Annotated in this window: 16 protein-coding genes; 3 read left to right on the forward strand and 13 right to left on the reverse strand. The window is 64.9% G+C overall.

Translation table 11 applies throughout. The annotated features are described in order from the left end of the window. Positions 1–3 precede the first annotated feature (3 nt). From moaD to AC1DX2_RS07900, 6 genes are all read right to left on the reverse strand, one after another. Entirely contained in the window at positions 4–255 is a 252-nt protein-coding gene (moaD, locus tag AC1DX2_RS07875) for a molybdopterin converting factor subunit 1 (protein WP_477195785.1), read from the reverse strand. Between the two features lie 12 nt (positions 256–267). After that, on the reverse strand, positions 268–1,515 hold the full coding sequence (locus AC1DX2_RS07880; RefSeq protein WP_477195786.1) for a molybdopterin molybdotransferase MoeA: 1,248 nt from the start codon (positions 1,513–1,515) through the stop codon (positions 268–270). After that, on the reverse strand, positions 1,512–2,054 hold the full coding sequence (gene mobB, locus AC1DX2_RS07885; protein ID WP_477195787.1) for a molybdopterin-guanine dinucleotide biosynthesis protein B: 543 nt from the start codon (positions 2,052–2,054) through the stop codon (positions 1,512–1,514). Before mobB ends, AC1DX2_RS07880 begins: the two co-directional genes overlap by 4 nt. Before the next feature lie 12 nt (positions 2,055–2,066). After that, entirely contained in the window at positions 2,067–3,545 is a 1,479-nt protein-coding gene (thrC, locus tag AC1DX2_RS07890) for a threonine synthase (protein WP_477195788.1), read from the reverse strand. 2 nt (positions 3,546–3,547) lie between these two features. Beyond that, positions 3,548–4,870: a homoserine dehydrogenase gene (locus tag AC1DX2_RS07895; RefSeq protein ID WP_477195789.1), complete on the reverse strand. Its 1,323-nt coding sequence runs from the start codon at positions 4,868–4,870 to the stop codon at positions 3,548–3,550. Positions 4,871–4,964: 94 nt separating this feature from the next. Further along, positions 4,965–6,203: a pyridoxal phosphate-dependent aminotransferase gene (locus AC1DX2_RS07900; RefSeq protein WP_477195790.1), complete on the reverse strand. Its 1,239-nt coding sequence runs from the start codon at positions 6,201–6,203 to the stop codon at positions 4,965–4,967. Positions 6,204–6,275: 72 nt separating this feature from the next. Between AC1DX2_RS07900 and AC1DX2_RS07905 the strand changes: the two genes are divergently transcribed. The 3 genes from AC1DX2_RS07905 (at position 6,276) to AC1DX2_RS07915 (ending at position 9,182) form a co-directional block, all read left to right on the forward strand. Continuing rightward, positions 6,276–6,650, forward strand: a complete 375-nt coding sequence (locus AC1DX2_RS07905; RefSeq protein ID WP_477195791.1) for an Mth938-like domain-containing protein — start codon at positions 6,276–6,278, stop codon at positions 6,648–6,650. 157 nt (positions 6,651–6,807) lie between these two features. Beyond that, positions 6,808–7,284, forward strand: a complete 477-nt coding sequence (locus AC1DX2_RS07910) for a peroxiredoxin (RefSeq protein WP_477195792.1) — start codon at positions 6,808–6,810, stop codon at positions 7,282–7,284. A gap of 194 nt (positions 7,285–7,478) precedes the next feature. After that, complete coding sequence (locus tag AC1DX2_RS07915) at positions 7,479–9,182, forward strand: PhoH family protein (RefSeq protein ID WP_477195793.1); 1,704 nt, start codon at positions 7,479–7,481, stop codon at positions 9,180–9,182. Positions 9,183–9,582: 400 nt separating this feature from the next. Here the strand turns inward: AC1DX2_RS07915 and dnaB are convergent, their stop codons facing one another. The 7 genes from dnaB to ppsA form a co-directional block, all read right to left on the reverse strand. Then, a complete protein-coding gene (gene dnaB / locus AC1DX2_RS07920; protein WP_477195794.1) occupies positions 9,583–10,992 on the reverse strand; it encodes a replicative DNA helicase in 1,410 nt (469 codons plus the stop codon). Positions 10,993–11,195: 203 nt separating this feature from the next. Then, a complete protein-coding gene (rplI, locus tag AC1DX2_RS07925; protein ID WP_477195795.1) occupies positions 11,196–11,648 on the reverse strand; it encodes a 50S ribosomal protein L9 in 453 nt (150 codons plus the stop codon). A 13-nt stretch (positions 11,649–11,661) separates the two neighbouring features. Continuing rightward, positions 11,662–11,943 (reverse strand): 30S ribosomal protein S18, encoded by a 282-nt coding sequence (gene rpsR / locus AC1DX2_RS07930; protein WP_477195796.1) that lies wholly within the window; start codon positions 11,941–11,943, stop codon positions 11,662–11,664. Between the two features lie 10 nt (positions 11,944–11,953). Then, positions 11,954–12,265 carry a primosomal replication protein N gene (priB, locus tag AC1DX2_RS07935; protein WP_477195797.1) on the reverse strand — a complete coding sequence of 104 codons (312 nt, stop codon included), beginning with the start codon at positions 12,263–12,265 and terminating at the stop codon, positions 11,954–11,956. A 27-nt stretch (positions 12,266–12,292) separates the two neighbouring features. Further along, positions 12,293–12,664: a 30S ribosomal protein S6 gene (rpsF, locus tag AC1DX2_RS07940; RefSeq protein WP_477195798.1), complete on the reverse strand. Its 372-nt coding sequence runs from the start codon at positions 12,662–12,664 to the stop codon at positions 12,293–12,295. Positions 12,665–13,098: 434 nt separating this feature from the next. Next, on the reverse strand, positions 13,099–15,411 hold the full coding sequence (locus tag AC1DX2_RS07945) for a VC_2705 family sodium/solute symporter (protein WP_477195799.1): 2,313 nt from the start codon (positions 15,409–15,411) through the stop codon (positions 13,099–13,101). Positions 15,412–15,448: 37 nt separating this feature from the next. After that, complete coding sequence (gene ppsA, locus AC1DX2_RS07950; RefSeq protein ID WP_477195800.1) at positions 15,449–17,869, reverse strand: phosphoenolpyruvate synthase; 2,421 nt, start codon at positions 17,867–17,869, stop codon at positions 15,449–15,451. Positions 17,870–18,075 lie beyond the last annotated feature (206 nt).

Below are 18,075 nucleotides of genomic sequence, written 5' to 3' on the forward strand. Positions count from 1 at the left end.
CCCTCAACCACCGGTGACCGGCGGGAAGAAGGCCACCTCGCAGCCGTCGCTGAGGGGCGCGGCCTCGTCGCTCATCACCTGGTTCAGCGCCATGCGCACCGCCTTGCCGCGCGCCAGTGCGGCAGCGTGGGCCGGGCTGGCCTGCAGCAATTCGTCGCGCAACGCGCCCAACGTGGTGGCAGCGGTGTCGCGCTGCTCGCTGGCCTGGCCCACGGCCTCGCGCAGCGAGGCAAAGTACTTGATGGTGATTTTCATGGCCTCAGCCCTTCACGCCAGCAGGATGGCGAACGGGATGTAACGCACCGTGTCGCCATTGGCAATGGTCTGGCCCGCCGGGTTGTCCACCACGCCGTCGCCCCAGGTGGCGGAGGTCAGCACGCCGGAACTTTGGTTGGGGAACAGGTCCAGGCCGCCTCGCGCGTTGCGCCGCACGCGCAGGAACTCACGCCGCTTGTCGGCGCGCGGCCAGTCAAAATGCGCCGGCATGGCCAGCGCGGGGGCCTGCACATCCACCGCACCCTGCAAGGCCAGCAGGAAGGGCCGCACCAGCAGCAGGAAGGTGACGAAGCTGGACACCGGGTTGCCGGGCAGACCGATGAAATGGCAGCGGCGGGCGCTGTCCGCACCGCCCAGCCAGCCATAGGCGAACGGCTTGCCGGGCTTGATGGCGATCTGCCACAGGTCCAGCTGGCCCAGCGCCTGCACGGCGGGCTTGATGTGGTCCTCTTCCCCCACCGACACGCCACCGCTGGTCAGCACCAGGTCGTGCGACTGGCTGGCGGCTTTCAGTGCGGCGATGGTGGCGTCGCGCTGATCCGGCACGATGCCCAGGTCCGTCACCTGGCAACCCAGGCGCTGCAGCAGCGCGCGCAGGAAGAAGCGGTTGGAGTTGTAGATGGCGCCCGGTGCCATCGCCTGCGGCGCCACGTCGCCGGGCATCACCAACTCGTCGCCGGTGGAAAACAGCGCCACGCGCGGGCGCTGGGCCACGCTCAATGTGGCCAACCCTATGCTGGCAGCCAAACCCAGTTCGGCCGGCGTCAGCCGCATGCCGGCGGCCAGCACCACGGCGCCGCGTGTCACGTCCTCGCCCGCGCGGCGTATCCATTGGCCCGGCTTGGGCAGCGAGTTGACGCGCACCTGCCCGTCAGCCACTGGCTCACACTGCTCCTGCATCACCACCGTGTCCGCCCCTTGGGGAATGGGAGCGCCGGTGAAAATGCGCACCACCGTGCCAGCCGCCAGCGGCTGGCCGCTGCTGCCTGCGGGGATGCGCTGGCTGACGGGCAGCACCGCTCCGGGCGCCGGCACATCGGCGCAGCGCATGGCATAGCCGTCCATGGCGCTGTTGTCCTGCGGCGGCACCTGCAATTCGGACGTCAGCGCCTGCCGCAGCACCCGGCCATCGGCGTCAAAGGTGGAGACAGACTCCACCGCCGTCTGTGGCCGGGCATGGGCCAGCAACTCGGCCAGGGCGTCGTCCAGGGGTTTCAGCGCGGGTCGGTCGGTGCTCACGCGGGTTTCTCCATCGTGTCTTGTCTGTAGGCAAAGCGCCCGGCCTGGTCCAGTAGCCAATTCGCCACCTGCGCGGGCTGGTTCAGGTCCAGCAAGGGTAGCGCGGTGGGCGCCGGCAGGCTGGCCGGCGCGTCGGTGGCCACGGCGACGATGCGGTTGTCTTGTGGGTAGCGCGGCGGGTGCCCAGCCACGGCGCGCCAGACTTCGATCTTGGGCAGGTCGCTGCTTTTGAAGCCTTCCACCAGCACCCAGTCCACCCCTGGGCTGAGTTGGGCCAGCAGTGCATGCACGTCAGGCCGCGCCTCTTCGGGGTATTCGCGCATCAGCGCCAGCCGGCGGCTGGAGGCGATCAACACCTCGTAGGCGCCGGCCTCGCGGTGGCGGTGACTGTCCTTGCCGGGGTGGTCGATGTCAAAGCTGTGGTGAGCGTGCTTGAGCACCGACACGCGTTGCCCGCGATCCCGCAGCAGCGGGATCAAGCGCTCCACCAGCGTTGTCTTGCCGGACTCGGAATAGCCGGCGAAACCCACCACGTTCATGGGCACACCCGCCTAGTCGCAGTTTTTGGCAATGAAAGCCTTGATCTGCTCGACATCGGCTTTGACCCGGGTCACGCGCTTGGGCAAATCCTCGATGCCCTCGAACCGCGCTGGCCGCTGGGGCGGCTGGCCCAGCGCTTCCACGATGGTTTCGGCAAACTTGATGGGCAAGGCCGTCTCCAGCACCACCATGGGCACACCGGCCTGCAGGTTCTCGCGCGCCACCTTCACGCCGTCGGCGGTGTGGGTGTCCACCATGGTGTTGAACTGTGTATGACAGTCGCGTATCGTGGCCAGGCGGTCGGCATGCAGGCTCTTGCCACTGCGAAAACCAAACTTGCGCGAAGCGTCGGCGAACAACGGGTCCACCCCCAGATCGAACTGGCTTTGCACGTACAGCTGGCCGGCAAACAGCGCCTTGGTCTTGGCAGCGTCGCGTCCCAACAGATCGAACACGAAGCGCTCGAAGTTGGAGGCCTTGGAAATGTCCATGGACGGGCTGGAGGTCTCGTGCGTGTCGGCGGCAGCGCGCACCCGGTACAGGCCGGTGCGGAAGAACTCGTCCAGCACGTCGTTTTCGTTGGTGGCCACCACCAGCGTGGCAATGGGCAGGCCCATCATGCGCGCCACATGGCCGGCGCACACGTTGCCGAAGTTGCCCGAGGGCACGGTGAAACTGACCTGGGGCATTTTGTCCAACGCCGGCTCGGTGAGGCTTTCCACGGGCGCGTCCTTCGTGGCCTGGAAATAGCCGGCAAAGTAATACACCACCTGGGCCATCATGCGCGCCCAGTTGATGGAGTTCACGGTGCCTATCTTGTACTTGCGCTTGAACTCCAGGTCGTTGGAGACCGCCTTGACGATGTCCTGGCAATCGTCAAACACGCCGGCCACCGCCAGGTTGAAGATGTTGTCGTCCATCAGGCTGAACATCTGCGCCTGCTGGAACGGGCTCATGCGGCCATCCGGGCTGGTCATGAACACGCGCACGCCCTGCTTGCCGCGCATCGCGTACTCGGCGGCGCTGCCGGTGTCGCCACTGGTGGCACCCAGGATGTTGAGCTGCTCGCCCCGGCGCGCCAGCTCGTACTCGAACAGGTTGCCCAGCAACTGCATGGCCATGTCCTTGAAGGCCAGTGTGGGGCCGTTGGACAGCGCCTGCAGATAGATCGGCGCCTCGCCGCCACCGCTGACCGGTGCCATCTGCAGCAGCCGCAGCGGTGTGATCTCGGGCGTACCGAACACTTCTTCGGTGTAGGTCTTGTGGCAGATGGCGCGCAGGTCGAGCGCGGGAATGTCGTCCACGTACAGCGACAGCACCTCAAAGGCCAGGTCGGCGTACGGCAGGTAGCGCCACTTCTGCAGCGTGGCGGCATCCACCTGGGGGTAGTGCTCGGGCAGGTACAGGCCGCCGTCGGGCGCCAGGCCTTCGAGCAGGATGTCGCAGAACTGTTTGCGGTCGGGGTGGCCGCGGGTGGAGAGGTAAAGCATCGTCAGGCCAGCTCTTCCTTGCGCAGGCGGATGATGGGCTCCAGCACCGTGGACAGGGCTTGCAGCCTGGCCATGGCGGCGTTCATCACGCCCTCGCGGGTGTCATGGGTGAGGATGATCAGGTCGGTCTGCGTAGAGCCCTCGCCGCCCACCTCGTCGGCCTCGCGCTGCAGCACCGCGTCGATGCTGATGCCGGCTTCGGCCACGATGCCGGTCACCTGGGCCAGCACGCCGGGCTGGTCCGCCACGCGCAGGCGCAGGTAGTAGCTGGTCACCACGTCGTCCATGGCCAGCACCGGCAGGTCGCTCATCTGGTCGGGCTGGAAGGCCAGGTGCGGCACGCGCTGGGCGGTGTCGGCCGTGTGCAAGCGGGTGATGTCCACCAGGTCGGCGATCACCGCGCTGGCGGTGGGTTCGCTGCCGGCGCCCTTGCCGTAATACAGCGTGGTGCCGACGGCGTCGCCATGCACCATCACCGCGTTCATCGCGCCTTCCACGTTGGCGATCAGGCGCTTGGCCGGCACCAGGCTGGGGTGCACGCGCAACTCCACGCCCTTGGGCGTTCTTTTCGTGATGCCCAGCAGCTTGATGCGGTAGCCCAGTTGCTCGGCGTACTTGATGTCCTGCGCCGCCAGCTTGGTGATGCCCTCCACATGCGCCTTGTCGAACTGCACCGGGATGCCGAAGGCAATGGCCGACATGATGGTGGCCTTGTGCGCCGCGTCCACGCCCTCGATGTCGAAGGTCGGGTCGGCTTCGGCATAGCCCAGGCGCTGTGCCTCCTTCAGCACGACGGCGAAGTCCAGCCCCTTGTCGCGCATCTCGGACAGGATGAAGTTGGTGGTGCCGTTGATGATGCCGGCAATCCACTGGATGCTGTTGGCCGTCAGGCCCTCGCGCAGCGCCTTGATGATGGGGATGCCACCGGCCACCGCCGCCTCGAAAGCCACCATCACGCCTTTTTTATGCGCGGCGGCAAAGATCTCGGTGCCGTGCACGGCCAGCAGCGCCTTGTTGGCGGTGACCACGTGCTTGCCGGCGGCAATCGCCTCCAGCATCAACTGCTTGGCGATGCCGTAGCCGCCGATCAACTCCACCACGATGTCAATGTCCGGGTTGGCGATGATGGCGCGGGCGTCGTCGACCACCTGGACGCCCTCGCCCACGATGGATTGGGCACGCGCCACGTCCAGATCGGCCACCATGGTGATCGCTATGCCGCGCCCGGCGCGGCGCTGGATTTCCGACTGGTTGCGGCGCAGCACGTTGAACACGCCGCTGCCCACGGTGCCTATGCCCATCAGGCCAACTTGTATCGCTTTCATTCTGTCGTTTGCTTCTGTCTGTCTGTCGATGAGGGGGCGAAGCCGGCGGCCGGCCCCGAGGGAGCGCACAGGCCGCCTTCAGCGGCCCGTCACGTTATGCCGCCTTGAGCGGCGCGTGGCGCTTGCGGTAGCTCTCCAGGAACTTGGCGATGCGGCTGATGGCCTCACGCAAGTCGTCCTCGTGCGGCAGGAACACGATGCGGAAGTGGTCCGGCTGCTTCCAGTTGAAGCCGGTGCCCTGCACCAGCATCACACGGGTTTCTTCCAGCATTTCGAGGAAGAACTGCTGGTCGTCCGCTATCGGGTAGACATTGGGGTCCAGCTTGGGGAACATGTACAGCGCCGCCTGCGGCTTCACGCAGCTGACGCCGGGTATGGCGGTGATCAACTCATAGGCCAGGTCGCGCTGGCGGCGCAGGCGCCCGCCCTCGCACACCAGGTCGTTGATGCTCTGGTGGCCGCCCAGTGCGGTCTGTATCGCCCACTGGCCCGGCACATTGGCGCACAGGCGCATGTTCGAGAGCATGTTCAGGCCTTCGATGTAGTCCCGGGCAGCCTTCTTGTCGCCCGAGACCACCATCCAGCCGGCGCGGTAGCCGCAGGAGCGGTGGCTCTTGCTCAGAGAGTTGAAGGTCAGCGTCAGCACATCGGTGCTGAGCGACGCGATGGCGGTGTGCTTGACGTCGTCGTACAGCACCTTGTCGTACACCTCGTCGGCCAGGATCACCAGGCCGTGCTCGCGTGCCAGCTTGACGATGGCTTTGAGCAAGTCGTCCGGGTACAGCGCGCCGGTGGGGTTGTTGGGGTTGATGACCACAATGCCCTTGGTGCGCGGCGTGATCTTGGCCTTGATGTCTTCCAGGTCGGGCATCCAGCCCTTGGATTCGTCACACAGGTAATGCACCGGCGTGCCGCCCGACAGGCTGACCGCTGCCGTCCACAGCGGGTAGTCGGGCGCGGGCAGCAGCATTTCGTCGCCGTCGTCCAGCAGCGCGTTGGTGGCCATCACGATCAACTCGCTGGCGCCGTTGCCCAGGTAGATGTCGTCCAGCGTCACGCCGGCGATGTTCTGCTGCTGGGTGGCGTGCATCACCGCCTTGCGCGCCGCGAAGATGCCCTTGCTGTCCGAGTAGCCCGCCGAATTGGGCAGGTTGCGGATCATGTCCTGCTGGATTTCCTCGGGCGAGTCGAAGCCAAACACCGCCAGGTTGCCGATGTTGAGCTTGATGATCTTCTGCCCGTCCTCTTCCATCTGGCGCGCGCGGTCCATGATGGGGCCGCGGATGTCGTAGCAGACGTTGGCCAGCTTGGCGGATTTCCGAATCGTTTTCAAAGGCCCCTCCAGCGAGGTGAAGGAAGCCCTGCAGCGAGCTTCCTTGAGAGTGGAAACCTATAATTTGAACACATGAAGCTGCAACCCGACAAAATTGACGTGCAATCCATCAGCGGCTACGGCCCGGGTTGGGTGGCAGTGGCCCAGGAGAAGATCACCACCAGTGTGGTGCTGGGCGCGCGCGGCGAGCGCCTGGACTGGGATTGCAAGCGCTTTGAGGACCTGAACGCCACCCATTTCGCGCTGCTGGCGACACTGGACGCCGAACTCATCATCTTCGGCAGCGGCGAGCGCATACGCTTTCCGCAGCCGGCCTGGCTGGCCCCGCTGATGGCCAAACGGGTGGGTGTGGAAACCATGGACACCCCGGCCGCCTGCCGTACTTACAACATCCTGGCCGGCGAAGGGCGCAAGGTGGTGACCGCATTGCTGCTGGAAAGCAACTGATCCTGGGTTTTTACCGCCCGCGCAACCGGTGTGGAGCGCTCTTTTCGGGGTAAAATGACGGGTTGCGGTGCTGGGGGATTGCTAAGCGCTTTGCGTCGCAGCTCCTAGACCACTGACACATCCTGTCACACAGACTGTCACAAGAGACTAAAGGCATATGGCGATCGTTGTCAACAAACCCATCCCCGAATTCGAAGCAAATGCCACCGGAGGCATCAAGGTATCCAACAACTCACACCTCGGCAAGACCGTGGTGCTGTATTTCTACCCCAAGGACAACACCCCCGGCTGCACCACCGAGGCGATGCAGTTTCGCGACAAGTACAAGGATTTCGTCAAGGCCGGCGCCACCGTGTTCGGTGTGTCGCGCGACAACATGAAATCCCATGACGAGTTCAAGGCCAAGCTGGAATTGCCCTTCGAGCTGATCGCCGACACCGAAGAAAAAATGTGCCACATGTTCGGCGTCGTCAAGAACAAGATCATGTATGGCAAGAAGGTCAAGGGCATAGAGCGCAGCACCTTCCTGATTGGCGCCGACGGCGTGCTGAAGGAAGAATGGCGCGGCCTGAAGGTGCCGGGCCACGTGGACGACGTGCTGAAGGCCGTCAAGGCGCTGAAAAAGACCGCTTGATGACGAGGGGATGGCCGACTGATGCGCCGCAGCAACAGGCCATTTCCAAGCCACCCGGAGGGTGCATAATGGGCTCATGCCGTTGAAGCTAGCAACTGCGCAGCACACCCAGACCCAAAGCCGCCTTGGCCTCCAGGCGGCTTTTTTGCTTCTGAAACGGCATAAACCTGTTCATTTTTGCGAGCCGCCGCCACATGCCACTGCCTCCTGCCCCGACCAAGCGTGCCACCCTGCTGTCGCCCGACGCGTATGACGCGCCCGCGCGCAGCCCCCTAAGACCCTCCCGAAAATCTGAAACCCTGGACGACAGCGCACCCATCGCGGACAAACCCGCCGCGCGCGATTTCCAGGAACCCGGCGGCACCGTGGCCGAAGTGGCCGTGGTGCAAGCCCGAAAAGCAGTGGAGCAGGCCAAGAAACCTGCGCGCAAAGCAGCCAACGAGGACAAGAGCCGCCTGCATGAGGTGACGCCCGCCGGCACGCCCAGGGAGAAAAAACACAAGTCCACCGGACCCAAGAAGCTGTTCGTGCTGGACACCAACGTGCTGCTGCACGACCCGATGTGCCTGTTCCGCTTCGAAGAGCACGACATCTTCCTGCCGATGATCGTGCTGGAAGAGCTGGACGGCCATAAAAAGGGCATGACCGAAGTCGCCCGCAATGCCCGCCAGACCAGCCGCACGCTGGATGCGCTGGCCGGCGCCAACGGCGGGGACATCGCCACCGGTCTGGCGCTGGACAGCACCGGCCACAAGGGCGTGGGCGGCAAGTTGTTCTTCCAGACCCAGCCGCTGGATTTCACGCTGCCCACCAGCCTGCCCCAGGGCAAGGCCGACAACCAGATCCTGGGCGTGGTGGAGGCGCTGCGCAAGCAGTACGCGCCGCGCGAGGTGGTGCTGGTGTCCAAGGACATCAACATGCGCGTCAAATCGCGCGCGCTGGGCCTGGCCACCGACGACTACCAGAACGACAAGACGTTGGAAGACGGCGACCTGCTGTATGCCGGCTCGCTGGCCTTGCCAACCGATTTCTGGGCCACCCACGGCCAGACGGTGGAGAGCTGGCAAAGCGGCCAGCACACCTTCTACCGCATCAGCGGGCCCATCGTGCCGCAGCTGCTGATCAACCAGTTCGTCTATTTCGAGGCCCCTGGCGAGCAGAGCCTGTACGCCCGCGTGACCGAAATCCGCGGCAAGACGGCGGTGTTCAAGACGCTGAAGGACTACACCCACCTGAAAAACGCGGTGTGGGGCGTGACCACGCGCAACCGCGAGCAGAACTTCGCCATGAACCTGCTGATGGACCCGGAAGTGGACTTCGTCACGCTGACCGGCACCGCCGGCACCGGCAAGACGCTGATGGCGCTGGCCTCGGGCCTGACCCAGGTGCTGGACGACCGCCGCTACACCGAGATCATCGTCACCCGCGCCACGGTCAGCGTGGGCGAAGACATCGGCTTTCTGCCCGGCACCGAGGAAGAAAAGATGGGCCCCTGGATGGGCGCGCTGGACGACAACCTGGAAGTGCTGGCCAAGACCGAAACCAGCGCTGGCGAATGGGGCCGCGCCGCCACCGCCGAGCTGATCCGCAGCCGCATCAAGATCAAGAGCATGAACTTCATGCGCGGGCGCACCTTCCTGAACAAGTACGTGATCATCGACGAGGCGCAGAACCTGACGCCCAAGCAGATGAAGACGCTGATCACCCGCGCCGGCCCGGGCACCAAGATCATCTGCATGGGCAACCTGGCGCAGATCGACACGCCCTACCTGACCGAGGGCTCGTCCGGGTTGACCTTTGCGGTGGACAAGTTCAAGGGCTGGCCGCACGGCGGGCACATCACGCTGGCGCGCGGCGAACGCTCGCGCCTGGCTGATTTCGCCAGCGAGGTGCTGTAGCAGCGCCTCACTCACTGCATGGCGGCGGTACTCAGAACTGCCATGATTGGTTTGCGGGATCAGGCCGCGGCGGCGCTCAGCTCCGCGGCTGTCCCCCCGGCCTTCGGCCCTCCTCCTTGATGCCGCTGCGCTGAACGCCACCACGACCTGATCTGGCGACCGTTGTTGGCGTGCCAGCATCTGGCTTTCGACTGTCGGCATTTGGCATTTCGGGGGTCACGTCCGCCAACGGCCCCGATGTCGCTGGGGCGCGTGGCGGAGCGGAATCAAGGAGGAGGCCCGCAGGGCCGGGGGACATCCGCGTAGCCACGCGCACCAGTGGCGTCGGCAGCTAGCAGACCACGTAGCTTTGCGTGCGCGTCCCAACGGCGTCAGGAATCAGCGAGAAAGCGGATCGACCTCAGAAGTCGCCGCCGCCGCCGTGCGACAAGCTCTCGAAGCGCGTCAGCGGCTTGATGAAGGCCAGCTTCACCGTGCCGGTGGGGCCATTGCGCTGCTTGGCGATGATGATCTCGGACACCCCGGGCTCCTTGCTGGCTTCCTTGGTGTAGTAATCGTCGCGGTAGATGAACATGATGATGTCCGCGTCCTGCTCGATGGCGCCGGACTCACGCAAGTCGCTCATCATCGGCCGCTTGTCGGTGCGCTGCTCCACCCCCCGGCTGAGCTGCGACAGCGCGATCACCGGGCACTGCAGTTCCTTGGCCAGCATCTTCAGGCCGCGCGAGATTTCACCCACCGCGGTGGCGCGGTTTTCGTCGCTCATGGAGCCCGACACGCTCATCAGTTGCAGGTAGTCCACCACGATCAGGCCCAGTTTGCCGCACTGGCGCGCCAGCCGGCGTGCGTTGGCGCGCAATTCGCTGACCGTCAGGCCTGGCGTTTCATCGATGTGCAGCGACACGGTGCGCAGCTTCTCGATCGCCTCCGTCAGGCGCGGCCATTCATCGTCCGTCAGCTTGCCGGTACGCAAATGGGTCTGGTCGATGCGTCCGATCGAGCCGACGATACGCACCGCCAGCTGCGAAGCGCCCATTTCCATCGAGAACACCGCCACCGGCAGGCCCTCGTTCAGCGCCACGTGCTCGGCAATGTTGACGGCAAAGGCGGTCTTGCCCATGGAAGGCCGTGCCGCCAGCACCACCAGGTCGCCGGCCTGCAAGCCCGACGTCATGCGGTCCAGGTCATAGAAGCCGGTAGGCACACCGGTGATGTCGTTCGGGTTGTCCGCCATCTCCTGCACGCGGTCCAGCAACTCCACCACCAGCGTGTCCATGCTCTGGAAACCCTGCTTGTTGCGCGAGCCTTCTTCACCGATGTTGAAGATCTTTTGCTCGGCCTCGTCCAGGATCTTGTCCACCGCCTTGCCCTTGGGGTTGAAGGCGGAGGTGGCGATCTCGTCACTGGCGCTGACCAGCTTGCGCAGGATGGAGCGCTCGCGCACGATCTCGGCGTAGCGGCGTATGTTGCTGGCGCTGGGCACGTACTGCGCCAGCGAATGCAGGTAGGCCAGGCCACCCACCTCGTCCGACTTGCCCTGGTTTTGCAGGTGCTCGTTGACGGTGATGACGTCGGCCGGCCGATTGGCGTTGACCAGCGCGCTGACGGCGCCGAAGATCAACCGGTGTTCGTAGCGGTAGAAGTCGCCCTCGGCCAGCAGGTCGCCCACCCGGTCCCAGGCGCCGTTGTCCAGCAACAGCCCACCCAGCACGCTGGATTCGGCCTCGACGGAGTTGGGGGGAATGCGCAGCTGCGCAATCTGCTGGTCCTGGGCGAAATCGTCGTCAACAGCGGAAAAAACGGTGGCCATGGTGCTCCTGCGGGGCCTCAGATGCTAAACCCGAGGGCATTGCGCGTCCATGCACAACGCTGGGGAAATGCCACCTGAAAAGCTGTGAATAAATTGTGCACGCTTGTGTACAAAATGTCCGTAACAAAAAAACAAAAGCCGTCCGGGGCAACCCGGACGGCCTTGTGCAAACTGTGTTCCTGTGTTCTAGGCAGGCAGTCGGATCAGGCGGTTTCGCCGTAAACCGACACGGTGATGTCCACCACCACGTCGGTATGCAGGGCCACGCTGACGCTGCTGTCGCCCACGACCTTGATCGGGCCGTTGGGCATGCGCACCTGCGCCTTGGCGACCTTGTAGCCGTTCTTGGTCAGCTCTTCGGCGATGTCATAGTTGGTGACGGAGCCGAACAGGCGGCCATCCACACCCGCTTTTTGCGTCAGCTTGATGGTGGTGCCGGCCAGCTTCTCGCCCAGGCCCTGGCTTTCGGCCAGCTTGGCGGCGGCAGCCTTTTCCAGCTCAGCGCGCTTGGCTTCGAATTCCTTCTTGGCGGATTCGGTGGCGCGGCGTGCACGACCCTTGGGGATCAGGAAATTGCGGGCATAGCCGTCCTTGACCTTGACGATTTCGCCCAGGTTGCCCAGGTTCACGACCTTGTCGAGCAGAATGATTTGCATGGTCTGTTCCCTTTTAGATGCGGTGCTGGTCGCTGTACGGCAGCATCGCGAGGAAACGCGCGCGCTTGATAGCGGTGTTGAGCTGGCGCTGGTAGATGGCACGGGTGCCAGTCAGGCGAGCGGGAATGATCTTGCCGTTTTCGGCAACGAAATCACGCAGCGTGTCGATGTCCTTGTAGTCGATTTCCTCGACATTGGCCACCGTGAAGCGGCAGAAGCGCTTGCGCTTGAACAGCAGCGATTGCGTGTTGCGCTTGGGGCGCTTGTCTTTGTTGAAACGTTTCGGTCCGGGCATGGTGATGCTCCTAAGCTTGGTGTTCTTGCAAAAATTCCTGGATGTGGAAAACCATGTGTTTGCCGTTCTTGGGTGTGGCCACGAAGCCGCTGAACCGCCAGTTGCTGCCTATGGGCTGCTTGACCAGCCGCTCAGCCAACCCGCCGAAGGCTACCGCCTTCACCACTGCCTTCACCTGTCTGCTCTGCCCTGCTTCTGAAGCCTCTGATTCGTGCTCCAGCAACAGGTTCAAGGCCGGCACCCCGCTGGGGGTGTATCGCAGGGCCTGTGCCTCCGCGATATGGGCCGTCAGATCAAGGTGATTCCTGGCAACGGGGTTCACACTCCTTGTCGGACAAACAACGGGCTATCAGCCCTGTTGCTGGAATTCCGCCTGCTGCGTCTTGCGGGCGTCTTCACGCTCGACAGTCTTCATCATGGACGAAGGACCGGTGTCGGCCTTCTTCTTGGCCACGGTCAGGTGACGCAGCACGGCATCGTTGAACTTGAAGGCATGCTCCAGTTCACCCATCACAGCCTGGTCGGCTTCGATGTTGATGCACAGGTAATGGGCCTTGGCCAGCTTGTTGATCTGGTAGACCATCTGACGACGGCCCCAGTCTTCAACACGGTGCACCTTGCCACCGCCAGCGGTGATCATGCCCTTGTAACGCTCCAGCATGGCCGGAACTTGTTCGCTTTGATCCGGGTGGATCAGCAAAATGATTTCATAGTGACGCATTAGTACTCCTTGTGGGTAACCCAATATGGGTAGGGAAGCCACCCCCAGCGTCGGCAGGATGTGGCAAGGCGAAGCCCATGATTATATGCCAATGGTCTGGGACTGTCAATTTGCTCAGTCCCACCTCCGCGTGGCGTTGTTCTCGAGCTGCCGACGCCGCCGGGGCGCGTGGCTACGCGGATGTCCCCCGGGCCTGCGGCCCTCCTCCTTGATTCCGCTCCGCCACACGCCCCAGCGACATCGGGTCAATTGATAAGCAAAACGCTGGAACACCGGAATGCCGGCACGCCAACCCTGTCCGCAGGATCAGGTCGATGCGGCATTCGGCGCAGCGGCATCAAGGAGGAGGCCTGTAGGGCCGGGGGACAGCCGCGGAGCCGAGTGACGTGTCGGCATGATCTTCCAACCAAGCTCGCGTGTACGGCTGCTCAAGGCTACGCTCGCCGGCTGCCGAACAGGCTGACGCCCCAGGTCACCACCACTCCGGCGGCGACGCCGAACACGCCGGCAGAGATGGGTTGTATGCCCCACCACAGGCCCGAGCCCTGCAGGCCGAAGGCGGCGCGCACCGATGGCGTGTTGACGGCCATGTAGTACACGGTGACGGCCAGGCCACTCAACATGCCCATGGCCGCGCCGGCACTGGTGGTGCGGCGCCAGAAGATGCCCAGCAACATGGCCGGCACCAGGGCGGCGCCGGCCAGCGAGAACGAGGCGGACACCAGATTCAGGATGTCGGCGGTGCGTTGCGAGGCCACGAAGGCCGCCACCAGGGCCACCAGCAGCAGTGCGAATTTCGACATCACCACCCGGCGCATGGCGCCGGCCTTGCCGTTGTCGCCGCCGAAGTACAGGTCATGCGCCAGCGCGTTGCCTATGGTCAGCAGCAGGCCATCCGCAGTGGACAAGGCCGCCGCCAGGCCGCCGGCAGCCACCAGCGCCGACACCACATAGGGCAGCCCGCCCAGTTCCGGCGTGGCCAGCATCACGATGTCGGCGCCCAGTTTGAGCTCGGAAAACTGCAGCATGTGGTCGCCATTGACGTCGCTGGCCGTCAGCAGGCCGGGGTCCATCTTGCCCCATTGGGCCATCCAGGCTGGCAAGGCGTCGTAGTTCTGCCCCGCCAGGTGGCTCATGACCTCGAACTTCACCAGCACCGCCAGCGCCGGCGCAGCCACGTACAGCAGTGCGATGAACAGCATGGACCAGGCCACGGACGTGCGTGCCTCTGCGATCGTGGGGGTGGTGTAGAAACGCGTCAGCAAATGCGGCAAGCCGGCGGTGCCCACCATCAGGCAGAACATCAGCGCCAGGAAGTTGCGCCGGGACAGCTCAAAGGCCTGCTGCTGCTCGGGCGTGCCCTGCGGGTCACCGGCAAACGGCAGCGTGTGCACCGGCATGCCGCCCAGCGGTTTGGCGCGCTCCAGGTTTTCCTGGCGCGCGCGCGTCCAGCGCTCACGCGCCGTCTCCGCGTCTTTCGGCAGCGCAGCCTGCTCGCGCCGCGCCAGGAAGATGGCTGAGGCATCGGCGCGCTGCTCGTTGAGGCGGCGCAGCTTGTCCCTGGCCAGTTGGCGGTCTTGCGCCAGCGCGCTGTCCACATCGCGCAGCTTGGCGTCATACAGCGCGGCACGGCGGGCGTACTCGTCCACCACCTGCTGCTCAGCCGGCGCGGCCTTCAACTGCTGCTCCAGCGCGGCGATGCGCGGCAACTGCTCGCCATACACCAGCGGCGCCAGCGGGTTGCCCAGCTGCTTGTAAGCCAGCCAGGAGACCGGGATCAGGAAGGCCAGGATCAGGATCACATACTGCGTCACCTGGGTCCAGGTGACGGCGCGCATGCCCCCCAGGAACGAGCACATCAGCACCCCACCCAGCCCCAGCAAAATACCGATCTCGAACTGCACGCCGGTCAGCCGCGAGGTGATCAACCCGACACCATAGATCTGCGCCACCACATAGGTGAAAGAGCACAGCACGGCCGCCACGGCTGCCAGGATGCGCGGCCAACGGCCGGCAAAGCGGGCGCCGAAAAAATCCGGCACGGTATAAGCCCCCAGGCGGCGCAGGTAGGGGGCGACAAACAGCGCCACCAGGCAGAAGCCACCGGTCCAGCCCAGCACATAAGCCAGGCCGCCGGGCTGCGTGTCGGTGCCTGAAAAGCCCTGCAGGTAAAGGCCGCCGGCCATGCTGATGAATGAGGCCGCGCTCATCCAGTCGGCGGCGGTGGCCATGCCGTTGTACACCGCCGGCACGCGCCGCCCGGCGACGTAGTATTCGTCGGCGTCCGCCGTGCGGCCGTAGATGCCCACCACTGCATACAGCACCACCGTGGCCGACAGGAAAACCCCGCCCACCCAGGCCTTGGACAGGCCCCAGCGCTCGGCCAGCGCCAGCGCCAATATGAAGACCAGCAGGCCCAGCACATAAATGCCAAAGCGCCGGTGCAGGCCGCGCTTGTAGGCGGCATAGACCAGCGGGTCGGGGCCGGTGTCGCCGTCGCTGCCATCCAGCGCCGCACGCCGGTTCATGCGCCAGGCGAACAGCGCGATGATGACTATGAACACCAGCACGCTGCCCTGGGCGGCGAACCAGAAGTTCACCGGCCAGCCGGCCACCACCCAGGTGATGTCGCGGGCGAAAAACACCAGGCCGAACGACGCCGCGAACCACAGCAGCAACAGCCAGCCGTGCAGACCGGTCAGGCGACCGGTGGGCCTGCTTGCGGGTGGCTGCGCAGCCAGGGACATCGCGCGCTAGGGCTTGCGGGCCTGGGCTGAGCGGGCCTTACTGGCCGGCCGCCAGCTTCTGCCAGGTGGCGATCACCGAGTCCGGGTTCAGCGAGATCGATGCGATCCCCTGCTCGGCCAGCCACTGGGCGAAGTCCGGATGGTCGCTGGGCCCCTGGCCGCAAATGCCGATGTACTTGCCCTGCGCCTTGCAGGCGGCAATGGCGCGGCTGATCAGCGCCTTGACGGCCGGGTCGCGCTCGTCAAAATCGGCGGCCAGCAGTTCCAGGCCGGAGTCGCGGTCCAGCCCCAGCGTCAGCTGCGTCAGGTCGTTGGAGCCGATGGAGAAGCCATCGAAGTACTGCAGGAACTCGTCGGCCAGGATGGCGTTGCTGGGGATCTCGCACATCATGATGACCTTCAGCCCTTCGATGCCGTTGGCGGCATCCGCGCCATCGCCGCGCTTCAGGCCCTGCTTGGCCAGCAACTCCGTCACCCGCTTGGCCTGGCCCAGCGTGCGCACGAAAGGCACCATGATCTGCACGTTGGTCAGCCCCATGTCGTAGCGCACCCGCTTCAGGGCCTCGCACTCCATGGCAAAGGCCTCGCCGAAGTCGGCGCTGATGTAGCGCGCCGCGCCGCGGAAACCCAGCATGGGGTTTTCCTCGTCCGGCTCGTAGCGGCTGCCGCCCATCAGCTTGCGGTATTCGTTGCTCTTGAAATCCGACAGGCGCACGATCACCGGCTTGGGCCAGAAGGCGGCGGCAATGGTGGCCACGCCCTCGGCCACACGGTCCACATAGAAGGCACGCGGCGAAGCGTGGCCGCGCGCTACCGACTCCACCGCCTGCTTCAGGTCAGCGTCCACGTTGGGGTAGTCCAGGATGGCCTTGGGGTGCACGCCAATGTTGTTGTTGATGATGAACTCCAGCCGCGCCAGGCCCACGCCGGCATTGGGCAGCTGGCAGAAATCGAAGGCCAGCTGCGGGTTGCCCACGTTCATCATGATCTTCAGCGCGATCTCGGGCATCTCGCCGCGCTGCACCTCGGTGATCTCGGTTTCCAGCAGTCCGTCGTAGATGTAGCCGGTGTCGCCCTCGGCACAGCTCACCGTCACCAGCGTGCCGTCCTTCAGCAGCTCGGTGGCGTCACCGCAGCCCACCACCGCCGGTATGCCCAGCTCGCGGGCGATGATGGCGGCATGGCAGGTGCGCCCGCCACGGTTGGTGACGATGGCGGCGGCGCGCTTCATCACCGGTTCCCAGTTGGGGTCGGTCATGTCGGTGACCAGCACGTCGCCGGGTTGCACCTTGTCCATCTCGCTGATGTTGTGCACCAGCCGCACCGGGCCGGTGCCTATCTTCTGGCCAATGGCGCGGCCCTCGGCCAGCACGGTGCCGCGGTCCTTCAGCTTGTAGCGCTGCTCGGCGGCGTTGCCGGCCTGGCTCTTCACCGTCTCGGGGCGCGCCTGCAGGATGTAGAGCTGGCCATCCACGCCGTCCTTGCCCCATTCGATGTCCATCGGCCGGCCGTAGTGCTGCTCGATCACCACCGCGTAACGCGCCAGTTGCTCGACGTCGGCATCGCTCAGCGAGTAGCGGTTGCGCTGCTCGGTCGGCACATCGGTGGTCTTGACCAGCTTGCCGCTGGTGGCTTTTTCAGCCGCGCTGGCAAACTCCATCTGCAGCAGCTTGGAGCCCAGGCTGCGGCGGATGATGGCGCGCTTGCCCGCCGCCAGCATGGGCTTGTGGACGTAGAACTCGTCCGGGTTCACGGCGCCCTGCACCACCGTCTCGCCCAGGCCGTAGCTGGAGGTGATGAAGACCACGTCCTTGAAGCCGGATTCTGTGTCAATGGTGAACATCACACCGGCGGCACCCAGGTCGGAGCGCACCATGCGCTGCACGCCGGCGCTCAGGGCCACATCGATGTGGGCATACCCCTTGTGCACCCGGTAGCTGATGGCGCGGTCGTTGTACAGCGAGGCGAATACCTCGCGCATCTTGTGCAGCACGTCGTCAATGCCCATCACATTGAGGAAGGTCTCCTGCTGGCCGGCGAAGGAAGCGTCCGGCAAATCTTCCGCCGTGGCCGAGGAGCGCACCGCGAACGATGCCTGGGCGTTGTCGCCGGCCAGGGTGGCAAAGGCCGTGCGTATGGCCTGCTCCAGGTCGGGCGGGAAGGCCTGGCGCTCGATCATGGCGCGAATTTCGGCGCCCACCTGGGCCAGTGCGCGCACGTCTTCGGTGTCCAGCGTGGCCAGCATGCGGTTGATGGTGTCGGCCAGGCCGCCGGCCTTCAGGAACTCGCGGAAGGCATGCGCCGTGGTGGCAAAACCGGTGGGCACCCGCACGCCGGTGGGCAGGTTGGCGATCATTTCGCCGAGGCTGGCGTTCTTGCCACCAACCACCTCGACGTCGGTCATTCTCAGGTTTTCAAACGGGACGACCAGGGCGGTCTCATCGAAGAGTGCAGACATGGGAAAACTCCAGAAGTAAAAACGGGGTCTGCATGCAAGGTGGCGCGCACATGGGCGGCGGCCTTGCCCATGGCGGCAGCGCAACGGTGTATTTGTTGTTGTGCGGGGCTGTGCATGGCGAGAAATCGGATAAATTGGGGCCATTGTAGGCCGCAGTTCTCCATTTCGGCCTGTTTCCGGCAACCCCCTGTTGGCCTTCACTCCAT

It is taken from the genome of Hylemonella sp. P2_B10, assembly GCF_056404875.1.

Bases quoted from the DNA above. Each gene is read 5' to 3' on its own strand.
- rpsR (WP_477195796.1), bottom strand. From the start codon at position 11,943: ATGCCCGGACCGAAACGTTTCAACAAAGACAAGCGCCCCAAGCGCAAC.
- ppsA (WP_477195800.1), bottom strand. From the start codon at position 17,869: ATGTCTGCACTCTTCGATGAGACCGCCCTGGTCGTCCCGTTTGAAAAC.
- AC1DX2_RS07895 (WP_477195789.1), bottom strand. From the start codon at position 4,870: ATGAAAGCGATACAAGTTGGCCTGATGGGCATAGGCACCGTGGGCAGC.
- moaD (WP_477195785.1), bottom strand. From the start codon at position 255: ATGAAAATCACCATCAAGTACTTTGCCTCGCTGCGCGAGGCCGTGGGC.
- AC1DX2_RS07915 (WP_477195793.1), top strand. From the start codon at position 7,479: ATGCCACTGCCTCCTGCCCCGACCAAGCGTGCCACCCTGCTGTCGCCC.
- AC1DX2_RS07910 (WP_477195792.1), top strand. From the start codon at position 6,808: ATGGCGATCGTTGTCAACAAACCCATCCCCGAATTCGAAGCAAATGCC.
- rplI (WP_477195795.1), bottom strand. From the start codon at position 11,648: ATGCAAATCATTCTGCTCGACAAGGTCGTGAACCTGGGCAACCTGGGC.
- thrC (WP_477195788.1), bottom strand. From the start codon at position 3,545: ATGCTTTACCTCTCCACCCGCGGCCACCCCGACCGCAAACAGTTCTGC.
- dnaB (WP_477195794.1), bottom strand. From the start codon at position 10,992: ATGGCCACCGTTTTTTCCGCTGTTGACGACGATTTCGCCCAGGACCAG.
- mobB (WP_477195787.1), bottom strand. From the start codon at position 2,054: ATGAACGTGGTGGGTTTCGCCGGCTATTCCGAGTCCGGCAAGACAACG.
- rpsF (WP_477195798.1), bottom strand. From the start codon at position 12,664: ATGCGTCACTATGAAATCATTTTGCTGATCCACCCGGATCAAAGCGAA.
- AC1DX2_RS07905 (WP_477195791.1), top strand. From the start codon at position 6,276: ATGAAGCTGCAACCCGACAAAATTGACGTGCAATCCATCAGCGGCTAC.
- AC1DX2_RS07945 (WP_477195799.1), bottom strand. From the start codon at position 15,411: ATGTCCCTGGCTGCGCAGCCACCCGCAAGCAGGCCCACCGGTCGCCTG.